The sequence below is a fragment of the Corynebacterium sp. HMSC05E07 genome (genome assembly GCF_001807225.1).
Lineage (GTDB): Bacteria > Actinomycetota > Actinomycetes > Mycobacteriales > Mycobacteriaceae > Corynebacterium > Corynebacterium singulare.
Map to the genome: position 1 here is coordinate 186,738 of NZ_KV788202.1, position 12,594 is coordinate 199,331.

General features: G+C 60.4%; 12 protein-coding genes. 4 read left to right on the plus strand and 8 right to left on the minus strand.

Annotation, left to right across the window (positions count from 1 at the left end):
* Positions 1-3: 3 nt before the first annotated feature.
* Genes HMPREF3149_RS01070 through HMPREF3149_RS01090 form a run of 5 tightly spaced genes read right to left on the minus strand, consistent with a single transcriptional unit; the run spans position 4 to position 3,991 of the window.
* Positions 4-288, minus strand: a complete 285-nt coding sequence (locus HMPREF3149_RS01070; RefSeq protein WP_042531431.1) for an acylphosphatase — start codon at positions 286-288, stop codon at positions 4-6.
* Positions 289-1,815 carry an alanine/glycine:cation symporter family protein gene (locus tag HMPREF3149_RS01075; protein WP_070535870.1) on the minus strand — a complete coding sequence of 509 codons (1,527 nt, stop codon included), beginning with the start codon at positions 1,813-1,815 and terminating at the stop codon, positions 289-291.
* Positions 1,816-1,850: 35 nt separating this feature from the next.
* Entirely contained in the window at positions 1,851-2,684 is an 834-nt protein-coding gene (gene mutM, locus HMPREF3149_RS01080) for a bifunctional DNA-formamidopyrimidine glycosylase/DNA-(apurinic or apyrimidinic site) lyase (protein ID WP_070535873.1), read from the minus strand.
* Positions 2,685-3,455, minus strand: a complete 771-nt coding sequence (gene rnc / locus HMPREF3149_RS01085) for a ribonuclease III (protein WP_042531437.1) — start codon at positions 3,453-3,455, stop codon at positions 2,685-2,687.
* Positions 3,452-3,991 (minus strand): YceD family protein, encoded by a 540-nt coding sequence (locus tag HMPREF3149_RS01090; RefSeq protein WP_070535876.1) that lies wholly within the window; start codon positions 3,989-3,991, stop codon positions 3,452-3,454. Before HMPREF3149_RS01090 ends, rnc begins: the two co-directional genes overlap by 4 nt.
* A gap of 170 nt (positions 3,992-4,161) precedes the next feature.
* Here HMPREF3149_RS01090 and HMPREF3149_RS01095 point away from each other — a divergent pair, with 170 nt between their 5' ends.
* Complete coding sequence (locus HMPREF3149_RS01095; RefSeq protein WP_070535878.1) at positions 4,162-4,782, plus strand: hypothetical protein; 621 nt, start codon at positions 4,162-4,164, stop codon at positions 4,780-4,782.
* Between the two features lie 100 nt (positions 4,783-4,882).
* On the opposite strand, the gene HMPREF3149_RS01100 is transcribed toward HMPREF3149_RS01095, so the two are convergent.
* Complete coding sequence (locus HMPREF3149_RS01100; protein ID WP_070535881.1) at positions 4,883-5,674, minus strand: flotillin family protein; 792 nt, start codon at positions 5,672-5,674, stop codon at positions 4,883-4,885.
* Positions 5,675-5,799: 125 nt separating this feature from the next.
* Positions 5,800-7,146 carry an NADP-specific glutamate dehydrogenase gene (gene gdhA, locus HMPREF3149_RS01105; RefSeq protein WP_070535884.1) on the minus strand — a complete coding sequence of 449 codons (1,347 nt, stop codon included), beginning with the start codon at positions 7,144-7,146 and terminating at the stop codon, positions 5,800-5,802.
* Positions 7,147-7,319: 173 nt separating this feature from the next.
* Between gdhA and HMPREF3149_RS01110 the strand changes: the two genes are divergently transcribed.
* Positions 7,320-8,462: a glycerate kinase gene (locus tag HMPREF3149_RS01110; protein ID WP_070535887.1), complete on the plus strand. Its 1,143-nt coding sequence runs from the start codon at positions 7,320-7,322 to the stop codon at positions 8,460-8,462.
* Here HMPREF3149_RS01110 and HMPREF3149_RS01115 read toward each other — a convergent pair.
* The gene (locus HMPREF3149_RS01115) at positions 8,452-8,850 is read right to left on the minus strand and encodes a hypothetical protein (protein ID WP_070535889.1); all 399 of its coding nucleotides are present in this window, start codon (positions 8,848-8,850) and stop codon (positions 8,452-8,454) included. The genes HMPREF3149_RS01110 and HMPREF3149_RS01115 overlap by 11 nt on opposite strands.
* 36 nt (positions 8,851-8,886) lie before the next feature.
* Here HMPREF3149_RS01115 and HMPREF3149_RS01120 point away from each other — a divergent pair, with 36 nt between their 5' ends.
* The gene (locus HMPREF3149_RS01120) at positions 8,887-10,086 is read left to right on the plus strand and encodes an amidohydrolase (protein ID WP_070535892.1); all 1,200 of its coding nucleotides are present in this window, start codon (positions 8,887-8,889) and stop codon (positions 10,084-10,086) included.
* Between the two features lie 118 nt (positions 10,087-10,204).
* Entirely contained in the window at positions 10,205-12,589 is a 2,385-nt protein-coding gene (locus HMPREF3149_RS01125; RefSeq protein WP_070535895.1) for a glycogen/starch/alpha-glucan phosphorylase, read from the plus strand.
* Positions 12,590-12,594: the final 5 nt, after the last annotated feature.

Consider the following 12,594-nt stretch of genomic DNA (forward strand, 5'->3'; position numbering starts at 1 on the left):
AGTTTAGCGCTCGATGAACCCGGTCTCGCCGCGTGGTTCAGCCCACTGCTCCACCACGGTGTCGACCACGCCCGGGCGGCGGGTGGTGGACGGTTCTTCACGCAGGAGCTCCAGCAGGCGTTCGCAGTCAGCGCGCGAGCCTTCAGCGACCACTTGGACGCGGCCGTCCTTCATATTCGTTGCATGACCGGCCAAGCCTAACTCAAGGGCGCGGGAGCGCGTCCACCAGCGAAAGCCCACGCCTTGGACCGAGCCGTGAACGAATGCAGTCAAGCGCTGCTCTGCCATTTAGTACTCCCTCAAGTTCGTGTGGTCACCAAGGTCGCGCTGGTGGCGAAGTTCGCGACGGTCTTCCAGGCTACGGCGGGTTACCGGGTCAGAACCATCCCAGCATTCGACGCCCTTCAATTCCGGCAGCATATCACGGTGAAATACCGGGTCAACGCCCGTGCGGCGCTGCTCGTTATAGTTCTTAAGCAGCTTGATTGCCACGCCCGAGAGCGGAACGATGGCGCAGATGTTGAGAAGAACCATGATGGCTGCGCCCGTATCGGCAAGGTCAAAGATGGTGCCCAGCGGAGCGACAGCGCCATAGAAAACAAACGCCAGCACGATGATGCGGAAGCCCCAGAGCACCCACTTCTTTTCCGAGAGGTACTCCACGTTGGATTCGGCAAGGTAATAGTTGCCCAAAATGGAGGAGAAAGCGAGGAAGAAGAGAATGAAGGTCACGAAGTGGATGCCCCACTCGCCTACTGTTCCTGCCAGAGCGTTCTGAGTCAGCGTCACGCCCTCGATGGCATCCGAGCCAAAGGTCTCGAAATCAGTGCCCAACAGGATGATGAAAGCCGTGATGGAGCAAACCACGAGGGTGTCGAAGTAGACACCGAGGGTCTGAACCAGACCCTGCTTGACGGGGTGGGATACGGTGGCCGTTGCGGCAGCATTCGGGGCCGAGCCCTCCCCGGCCTCGTTGGAGAACAAGCCTCGCTGAATACCCTTAAGCATGGCCAAGCCCAAGGTGGCGCCGGCGGCCTCACGGAAGCCAAAGGCCGAGCCGATGATGGAGGCGATCATGTCCGGAACCTTGTCATAGTTCAGAGCCACGACGATGAAACCAACAATGAGGTACGCACCCGCCATGAACGGGACAATAAACTGGGTCATGGTGGCGATGCGCTGCACACCACCAATGATGATGGCACCTGACACGAGGACGATGGCAACACCTACACCCGCTTTGAAGACGGTGGAGTCCTGGCCAAAGGAAGTTGCGAGGGAATCAGAGATGGCGTTGGTCTGGAAAGCGTTGTAGAACCAGCCGAAGGTAATGGCAATGGCCACGGAGAAGATGGTGGCCAGCGGTGTCCATCCCAGGCCACGGGACATGTAATAAGCGGGGCCGCCGCGGTAGGCATCACCTTCACGCACCTTCCACAGCTGCGCCAGGGTGGACTCCACGAACGCGGTGGCGCCACCGAGGATGGCGATGAGCCACATCCAGAACACCGAACCGGGGCCACCCACGGAAATGGCTACAGCCACACCAGCCACATTGCCGGTGCCCACACGAGATGCCGCAGAAATCGTAAAAGCTTTGAAGGCTGAGATACCGCCATAGTCAGCATCCGCATCCACACCGACGCCTTTGGGCTTCTCGACGACCGCCTTGAACATGTCCGGAAGCATTCGCACCTGCACCACGGCGGTACGGATGCCGAAGAACAGGCCAGCAGCGATGAGCAGCCACGGCAGGACATAAGACCAGAGGCTGTTATTAATGGCACCAATCACAGTGCTGAAAACTTCTTGCATGGGCCATAATCTTAATGGGTATGGCCACCATGAACCTACTTGCGCGCTCCCCTGCGCTGACAGGATGGGCAATAATGGGTGCCACGCCCGCCCAGCACTGTCTTGACCAGCTCGGTTCCGCAGCGATCACAAGGTTCGCCGCCCCGCCCATAGACATGCAGAGAACGGTCAAAGTATCCGGATTCTCCGTTGACATTGACATAAAGGGCATCAAAGCTCGTGCCGCCGACCTCAAGCGCCGCACGCATAACATTCGCGGCGGCCTCCACGAGGGCCACCGCATCCTGTTGCCGCAGGGTGTTTGCCTTCTTTAATGGGGAAATACCCGCCGCCCACAGGGCCTCGTCGGCGTAAATGTTGCCCACTCCGCTCACCACTGTTTGGTCGAGGAGCGCCACCTTCACCGCGGTCTTCTTGGCGCGGATGCGACGCGCGGCAGAGGTCACGTCAAAGCCAGGCTCGAGCGGATCGGACGCAATGTGCGCCATACTCAACCACGGAGCGAGACGCCAGTAACCGAAGGTGCGCTGGTCGACGAAGTTGATGGGGGTGGCGTCATCAAGCACAGCAGCGATACGTACGTGTGGGGAATCCACCGTGCCGATGCGTACTTGACCAGACATACCCAAGTGAATGAACAGCACATCGCGGGCCGGATCCGCTCGGTCCTCATCGGCGAACTCGAGCCACATGAACTTGCCGCGGCGCGCCACAGCGGCAATCCTCCGATCCTGTAGGAGCGCGGCGAGGGGCTCTTCCTGCCCACGATTCGCTCGTGGATGGAGAACCTCCACCGAGGCGAAACTGCGCCCAGCAAGATATGGCTCAAGTCCGCGGCGGACGGATTCGACTTCAGGAAGCTCGGGCATCTAGCTCTCTTTAGCTGCGGTTCCTTGAACCAACAGCGGAGTTTCACGCAGCGCCTGGCAGGCTTCCTCAGCCGCCTGCTGCTCCGCCAGCTTCTTGTTGTGCCCCGTGCCGCGTCCCACAGTCAGACCAGCGACGGTGGCCACGGCGTTAAAGGTCTGATCATGCTCGGGACCGGTTGAGGTCGCCGAATACACCGGCATCGCAGCCTTGAGCTCCGCACACAGTTCCTGCAACGTGGTCTTCCAGTCCATGTGACGGCCAGAGACCACGGCATTTTCGACCTTGGCCGCAAAGAGGTGCAGGATAACCCCGCGTGCCACCTCGAAGCCATGCTGGCGATAAATCGCTCCCAAGATGGCCTCGGTGGTATCAGCGAGGATGGAATCCTTGTCGCGACCACCGGTGGTCTGTTCGCCCTTGCCCAGCAGAATATGCTTGCCCAAATCAATCTCGCGGGCTACATCAGACAGGCCGTAGCGCGAGACGATGGAGGCGCGCATTTTAGAAATATCCGATTCAGGGCGCGACGGGTAGCGCTCGTACAGCTTCGCCGCGATGGACAGTCCCAGCACGGCATCCCCCAGAAACTCGAGGCGCTCGTTATTGGGCAGGTGACCATTCTCGTTGGCAAAGGAACGGTGCGTTAGCGCAAGGCACAGGTGCTCATCGTCGATGTCCACGCCCAATGCCTTGAGCAACGGGGTGTGGTCAACCTCTGCATAGGCAGCTGCACGTGCTTCCTCACCGGTGAGCTTCTTTTTCTTGCTCATAGGAACTTCTCCAGCCCAGACCAGCGCGGATCCACGCGCTCTTCCTCTCCGGAGACTCCGGTGGTCACGCCTTCCGGAGTCGCGGCTTCGCAACCCCCCTCACACGTCGGGGCAAAAGGCAGAGTGAGCCCAGCCTCATCGATGACGGTCTGCAGAAGGTCTAAGACTCCGTCCTTGATCTCTGGCACCTCATCACCGGAGCCTTGATCCTCATCCTCCTCCTCGTCCCCGCTGATGAAGGTCTCGTCGGCAGCGAAAACCTGCGAGACGTGTAGGTCCAGCTCTGGGTGAAGCTCCTCCAGGCAGCGCGCGCATTCGCCGCTCAGCGTTCCGGTAACGTCAGCATCCACCAGCACGCCCGAGCCCAGCGGCGTCAGAGTAGCGTCTACTGTTAGCTCGTTGCCTTGCGGGATAGCGATCATTTCCACGCCGATGCGTTCTGGGGCTGGGCCCGTCTGAACGCGGTGCTCGGGCAGAGCCTCGGAGCCTTGGCTGCGCAGCAATTCCGTCACGTCGAACTTCAATGGTGAATTCATAGCGCCACCCAGCTTACCCTGTGTGCTCGTATCCCCCACTCCTAAGCTGCCTGGCAATGCTGCCAGCAAGCGCCCGAGACTGGCAGGAGTCTGAATGTTGGGACACAGACATGTAAAGAGTTGTCTATAGGACTCGCTAACGCGCTGCTCTGCCCCTACCGTTGAGTGACATGAGCTACACCGCCACTGACACGACTGCCCTAGCGTCCACGGCACGTGACCTCGCAGCGATGTACCCGCTACAGTGTCTCGTCCCAGCCCTGGCCTTGGTCACCATCGGTGTCGTTTGCCGTCGCACCGTGACCCGGCGCCGACCGAGCGTCTTCGGCCGCGACGGGCTACTCCTCCACCACGTGGCACCCATTGGCGTTCTCGCCGGCATCATGGTGGGCGCAGTAGCGCTCTTGCCCTTGCACTTTAGCTCTATCGTCATCATCTCCTCGGCATTGTTTTCCTTGTTCGCGGCCTTTATCGTCTGGGGCGCACGAGAATCCTTTTCCGCCGCTTTCCTCGTGATCGGTGTGATGATGCTCAGCGTTGGTGGGGTTGATCTCATGCTCGCCCGTGCCGGCGCACCGTGGGTGCCTACCTCCGATCCCCTCGCGTCGGGACTGGGCTTCGGAAGTATGTGGGTGCTCTACGCCCTCCGGGGTGTGGTCGCTGCGGGGACCGCCGCATCCTTGAGCACAATACCTGCTGCTGAGGCCGATCGGATCCACCGCGCTGAGGCCGCCCGTGAAGCCGCCAAAGCCTTCGAAACCTCGCGCCGCATCTCCCCTTCCGCTGCTTAAGCGGCACTGCTGCGGGGCCGAACGGCGTCGTGAGAGAACCCGATAATAGTGACAAGGGCTCGGCCCAACAGGGCCGGGCCGCGGTTTTCACACCGAAAGTTTAGTAGTCACGGGGCGCGCGCGGTGCGCGGCGTGGACGCGACTCGCGTTCCCAATTTTCGCCTCGGGACTCGGAACGAGCATCAGCACGTGCTTCGCCTCGCAGCTCACGTCCCTCAGCACGAGATTCACCGCGGGAACGCACTCCGGCGCCGCGGCGCAGGGCGGAACGATCATTGTTAACCGTGCGCAAGAGGTCAGAGAGCGTGGTCTCGAACTCTCCCAGTTTGTCATCAACAAACCCATCGCACTCAGTGCGCAGACGGTTGGACTCAGAGTGCGCAGACTCCACGATGCGGTGTGCCTCGTCATCAGCGCGGCGCACAACCTCAGACTCGGAGACAAGGCGCTCCTGCTCTGCCTGACCGGCAGCAACCGCGCGCTGATATTCCTCATCCGCCTGGGCACGCGTGCGTTCTGCATCGGCGCGGGCGTTGTCGACCAACGTGGTCGCTTCATCTTCAGCCTGGGCAACCATGGTGGTGGCGCGATGTTGAGCGTCAGCAAGCATGGCGTCTGAGTCCTCACGCGCACGCGTGACGGTGTCATCGGCCTCAGCGTTAGCCTCGGAAATGATCTGGTCTGCGCGCTCCTCTGCGCCGTGAAGGATTTCGTCCTGCTTATCCAAGACGTCCTGGGCGTCATCCATTTCAACGGGAAGGGCGTTACGAAGGTCGTCGAGAAGCGCAAGCATCTCGTGACGCGGAACCATGCAATTAGAAGTCATGGGAACGGCATAGGCCTGTTCCAAGTTGCGAACAAGTTCATCGAGGGACTCAAAAACGCGGTACATGGCACCAGCCTAACCAAGCCGTTACGCAGCGCGTTGTATCCCACGCGGGTGTTGACAGCGAAAACCTCCCCAGCGCAACGTCGCACCCTGGGGAGGCAGCCAAACAAGAAGGGCTACAAGAAGGGCTAGATAACACCCTGTGCCAGCATGGCGTCCGCTACCTTCTTGAATCCAGCAATGTTGGCACCCGCCACGTAGTCACCTTCAAGACCGTACTCCTTCGCGGTCTTGTCAATGTTGCGGAAGATGCTCGACATGATCTCGTGGAGACGCTTATCGGTGTACTCGAAGGTCCACGAGTCACGGGATGCGTTCTGCTGCATCTCCAACGCGGAGGTGGCCACACCACCGGCGTTGGCAGCCTTGCCCGGCGCGAAGGCGATCTTCTCCTCCAGGAAGTAGTGAACCGCCTCCGGAGTGCACGGCATATTCGCACCCTCGGCAACGTAACGCACCTTGTTGTCCACCAGCAATTTAGCGTCATCACCATCGAGTTCGTTTTGGGTAGCACACGGCAGCGCAACATCGGCCTGAACCTCCCAGACATTGCCGCCCTCGTGGAACTCCACGCCCTGGCCGGCTTCCCCCGCATAGGTGGAGATACGCTCACGACGCACTTCCTTAATGTCCTTGAGCAGCTCCAGGTCCACACCATTCGGGGTGGTGATGTAGCCGGAGGAATCCGACATAGCCACAACCGTTCCGCCAAGTTGCTGAACCTTCTCCGCAGCGTAAATGGCCACGTTGCCCGAACCGGACACGATAACCTTGGCGCCGTCGAAGGATTCGCCATGAGCCTTCATCATCTCTGCGGTGAGGTAGACCAGACCGTAGCCGGTAGCCTCAGTGCGCACGAGCGAGCCACCCCAGGTCAAGCCTTTACCCGTCAAGACGCCGGACTCGTGCTTATTCTCCAAGCGGCGATACTGGCCAAAGAGGTAGCCAATTTCGCGGCCACCAACGCCAATGTCACCTGCCGGAACATCGCGGTACTCGCCGATGTGATTGTGCAATTCCGTCATGAAGGACTGGCAGAAGCGCATGACCTCAGCGTCTGATTTGCCTTTCGGGTCAAAGTCCGAGCCGCCCTTACCGCCGCCGATGGGCAGGCCGGTCAGAGAGTTCTTAAAGATCTGCTCGAAACCGAGGAACTTAATGATGCCCAGGTTGACACTGGGGTGGAAGCGCAGGCCGCCCTTGTAGGGGCCAAGAGCAGAGTTGAACTGGACGCGGAAGCCGCGGTTGACCTGGATTTCGCCATTGTCATCGACCCACGGGACACGGAAGATAAGCTGGCGCTCCGGTTCGCACAGGCGCTCAACCAGACCGTAGTCAGCGTAGTGTGGGTCCTTATTGAGGACGATCTTGAGGGAATCAAGGACTTCAGCAAGCGCCTGGTGAAACTCGGGTTCGCCCGCGTTGCGCTTGAGGAGCTTGCTGTAATAGTCAGAGATTTGCTGATCAATGGACATGGCAATCCTTCCATAGGGTGCCGACCTGAACGGTTAGCACTTCATCTAATGAACAGCCGTTAGTTTTCTATCATTCGACCTAAATTGCAACACGAAAATGCCGAGACATCCTTCACGCGCAGGTCAGCGACCTGAAAAAAGTTCGTCACACTAGGGCTCATATACTCGTGGGTATGCACATTCTCGTTGCCCCCGACTCTTTCAAAGGCACCGCCTCCGCCTCAGAAGCTGCTGCGGCGATGGCCCTTGGCGCCCGCCGCGCGTTGACAGCCTGCGACATCGCCGCCGAGGCCACTGTGACGACGCTTCCCATGGCGGATGGCGGTGAAGGTACTGCAGAAGTCCTTGCTAGCGCCGCCGTCGCGCGCCACGGCACCCCAGGCCAGACCATCACGCTGCCCACCACCGATGCAGTGGGGCGCTTGACGGAGGCAAGCTATCAACTGGTGGGTGAGGAAGCTTTTATCGATGTTGCTGCGGCTACCGGCCTTCCAGCCGTGGCCGACGCTCTCGACCCACTCCACGCAGATTCCTACGGCACCGGAGTGCTCATCGCCGATGCGGAGGCACGCGGTGCCACGCACATCGTGCTGGGCCTCGGCGGAAGCGCCAGCATTGACGGGGGCCTGGGAATCCTCGCAGCACTGGGAGCCGCCGCACACGACTCTCGCGGCTATGCGCTCCCCAAGGGCGGCGCCCCGCTGGTGAACCTGGACACCATCGACACGGCACAACTCAATATGAAAGCCGCCCTACTGGATTACACCTTGGTGGCGGATACCCGCGCAGTCCCCATTCAGGCAGCCACCATGTATGGCCCACAAAAGGGCGCCGAGGGCGAGCAGGTAGCCCTCCTTGCCGGCGCAATGCTGCAACTGTGCGAGGTAACTGGGACGGATGCGCACGCAGAATTCATGGGCGCTGCCGGCGGCATCCCCATCGCGCTGAGCTGGCTCTCACGGACATTGTGGGGCACGGATGAGCACTGCTCGATCGTGCCGGGCGGGCACTACGTGGCCGATAAACTTGGACTCCCCGCGCGTCTGACCGAGACCGATCTGCTCATCACCGGTGAAGGCTGCTTCGATGAGCAATCCCTTACCGGCAAAGTGGTGGGCACTCTGGCGGAGTTAACGGCGGAGGGAACTGCGGGCTCCCCCACCCTCGGCGTCATTACGGGCTCCGCCACGGTTGCGCCCCCAGAGGGAGCCCTACTTCAAGAATTGGACAGTGACAGCCACAGTGAAGTCGCTGCGCAGATCAGTGCCGCCACTGAGAGACTCGTGACGGAATTTATTCAGAGCACTAAGGGTTAACCTGCACCGACCATGGGAAGATAGCTGGGCGCTCGTGCGCAGCCTCATCTTCAAGCAAGACGTGATCCTTGGGCAGCACCGAATGCGGAGTCAGCAGACGCGCAAGGACCATTGTCAGCTGGTTCACTGACCCCGTGACCCCCTCCACCGCAATCTCGTAGCGGTGCACATTCGCACCCTCAAGATCGCGGTCCTCGTGCTCGTCACGGTAGGTCTGGCGCAGCTGCTCCTCCAGGCCCTCCACACACGGTGGGGAAGGCACACGGGTAACCTCGGCTGCGGTCAGCGAGTTGTTATCCACCAGTTTCTGGGTGGCAGTGGTGAAGATCTCGGCAACGCGCTCGGCTTGGTCATCCGGCACCAGAACATCAAACTGAATCATTGGCATGAAGGCAACCCTACCCTAACTTAAAGGACAGTAATTATGGCAGATCCCACACTCGCGACACTTTTCAGCTCCAGCGCCGTTGACCTTTCATGGCAGCGCGCCTTCTACGAGGATCTCCATGCCCACCCGGAGCTGTCCCACGAAGAAGAGCGCACCGCGGGACGCATTCTGGAGAAGTTGGACGATTGTGATTGTGAGGTTGTGACCGGCATTGGTGGCCACGGTATTGTCGCCATTTTCCGCAATGGTGTGGGGCCGACTGCACTTATGCGCGCCGACTTTGATGCACTGCCCGTGACGGAGGAAACCGGCGTGGACTTCGCTGCCACCAATGGCACGATGCATGCGTGCGGCCACGACGTCCACACCACGGCACTGTTGGGAGCCTGTGCGCTTCTCGACGTCCACCGCGACGCCTGGCAGGGCACCTTCCTAGCCCTGTTCCAACCGGCCGAGGAATCTTCCATGGGCGCGAAGTACATGATTGCGGATGGACTCACCGAGCGTGTGCCCACGCCGGATGTGTGCCTAGGCCAGCACGTCATGCCTGGCCCGGCCGGCCAGGTGCAGTCCACCGCCGGCCCTATCCTCGCCGGCTGTGATTCCCTGCGGATCCACATCACCGGTCGCTCTGCCCATGCTTCAATGCCCCACGAGTCCGTCGATCCGTCCTATGTCGCCGCCATGGTGGTCACGCGCCTCCAAGCCATCGTCGGACGCGAAGTGCCGCCCCACGACTTCTTCGTCATTTCCGTCGGCGAGCTGCATGCCGGCGATAAAAACAACATCATCCCCGGCAGCGCCGAGCTAGTTCTCAACACCCGCTACTACAAGCCGGAGTTGGCCGAACGTGTCTACGCCTCCCTCGAGCGCATGGTGCGTGCCGAATGCGAAGCCTCCGGCTGCCCGGCTGAGCCAACCTTCGAGTACTACGCCCATGGCGAAGTCACCGATAATGATCCTGGCGCCCACGAGACGGTGCGCAAGTCCTTTGATGAGGTCTTTGGCGAGCTCTCCGTCACCGCCCAACCAGCCACGGTCTCAGAGGATTTCTGCTACCTCCCCCAGGCCTGGGGCGTGCCCTACTACTTCTGGTTTGTCGGCTCTACCCCGGACGAGCTCCTAGACAACCCTCCAGTCAACCACCAGTCCACCTTTCTGCCGGACTACGCCCCGACCATGGAGTCCGCAACCCGCGCCGCTGCGGCCGCAGTGCTCTCTTTCCTTGCTCGATAAAGCCACCTGAAAGATGGACCGCAGCAACACGCGCTGGAGGTCTGCGCGCCCAATCGGAACTAGTTAAGCTTGAAAGTGATCTTTTTCCGCATTTTTGAGCGAAACTTTAAGGAAACCCATGAGCCAGCACTCCGAATTTCAGACAACGGTTCCCGGGCACGTCCGCGCCGCCGCCGGCGTGACGCCGCCGACCGCTACCAACCGTAAATTCTGGTCCGGCCTATCGTCCGCAGTGATGGAGCAGATTGCCGATAACTGGGAAGCTACCCGAAGCGCCTACGCCGCCGCCCGCCAGCAGCACTATTTCTCCGCTGAGTTTCTGCAGGGCCGTGCGCTGCTCAACAACCTGACAAACGTGGGCCTCGTTGATGAGGCCCGCGCCGCCTCGAAGGCAGCCGGCCACGAGCTGGCTGATGTCCTCGAAGCTGAACACGACGCAGCCCTTGGCAACGGTGGTCTCGGCCGCTTGGCAGCCTGCTTCCTCGACTCCGCCGTCACCCAGGACTACCCGGTGACCGGCTACGGTCTGCTGTATCGCTACGGCCTGTTCCGTCAGTCTTTCGAGAATGGCTACCAGCGCGAAGAGCCGGACGCATGGATGGAGAATGGCTACGACTTCATCATCCGCCGCGCGTCCGAGCAGCGCCGCATCCACTTCGATGACATGGACGTGCGTGCAATTCCCTATGACATGCCGATTACCGGCTACGGCACCGATAACGTCGGCACCCTGCGCCTGTGGAAGTCCGAGCCGATCAACGAGTTCGACTATGATGCCTTCAACTCCCAGCGTTTCACCGAGGCCATCGTTGAACGCGAGCGCGTGATGGACATTTGCCGCGTGCTCTACCCCAATGACACCACCTACGAGGGCAAGGTTCTGCGCGTTCGTCAGCAGTACTTCTTCGTCTCCGCTTCGCTGCAGCAGATGATCGACAATTACATCGAGCACCACGGCGAGGACCTCACTGGATTTGCCAAATTCAACTGCATTCAGCTCAATGACACCCACCCGGTTCTCGCTATCCCGGAGCTGCTGCGCCTGCTTCTTGATGAACACGGCATGGGCTGGGATGAGGCCTGGAAGGTCGTTACTGAGACCTTCGCCTACACCAACCACACCGTTCTGGCAGAGGCTCTGGAGAGCTGGGAAGTATCCATCTTCCAGAAGCTCTTCTGGCGCATTTGGGAGCTCGTGGAGGAGATCGACCGCCGTTTCCGCCTTGACATGGCCGAGCGCGGCCTGGACCAGGGCCGCATTGATTACATGGCGCCCGTGTCGAACGGCCACGTTCACATGGCATGGATTGCCTGCTACGCGGCCTACTCCATCAACGGTGTTGCAGCCCTGCACACCGAAATCATTAAGGCTGACACGCTTTCCGAGTGGCACGAACTGTGGCCCGAAAAGTTCAACAACAAGACCAACGGTGTTACCCCTCGCCGCTGGCTGCGCATGTGCAACCCGCGTCTGGCGAACCTGCTCACTGAACAGGCAGGCTCCGATGCCTGGGTCACTGACCTCACAGAACTGGCTAAGCTCGCCCCGCTAGCAGAGGATGAAAAGGTTCTGCGCCAGCTCATCAACGTCAAGCGCGCGAACAAGCAGGACTTCGCCGCCTGGATTGAAGACCACCAAGGTTCCACCGTGGATCCGGATTCCATTTTCGATGTTCAGATTAAGCGCCTCCACGAGTACAAGCGCCAGCTCATGAACGCCCTGTACATCCTGGACCTCTACTTCCGCATCAAGATCGATGGCGAGACCGTGCCGAAGCGCACCTTCATTTTTGGCGCCAAGGCAGCTCCGGGTTATGTACGCGCAAAAGCCATCATTAAGCTCATCAACACCATCGGTGACCTAGTCAACAATGACCCGGCGACTAAGGACATCCTCAATGTTGTCTTCGTGGAGAACTACAATGTCTCCCCTGCCGAGCACATTATCCCGGCTGCCGATGTCTCCGAGCAGATTTCCGTGGCCGGTAAGGAAGCATCCGGCACCTCCAACATGAAGTTCATGATGAACGGTGCACTGACGCTGGGCACCATGGACGGCGCCAACGTGGAGATCGTCGAAGCCGTGGGAGAAGAAAACGCCTACATTTTCGGTGCCCGCAACGAGGACATCCCGCAGCTGCGCGCCGAGTACAACCCTGGCGAGCTCTACAACTCAGTACCGGGCCTGTCGCGCGTGTTGGATGCGCTTATCGACGGCACCCTGGGCCCCGAGAACAACGGCATGTTCGGTGACCTTCGCTCCTCGCTCCTCGATGGCTTCGGTGAGCATGCCCAGGACACGTACTACGTCCTCGGTGACTTCGCCGACTACCGCGAGACCCGTGACCGTATGGCCGCAGACTACGACGCGGACGAGATGGCGTGGGCCAAGAAGGCCTGGCTGAACATCTGTTACTCCGGTCGTTTCTCCTCTGACCGCACCATCGCGGACTACGCCAACGAGGTATGGAAGCTGGCACCGACCCCTATCGCCAGCCTCTAGTTCTG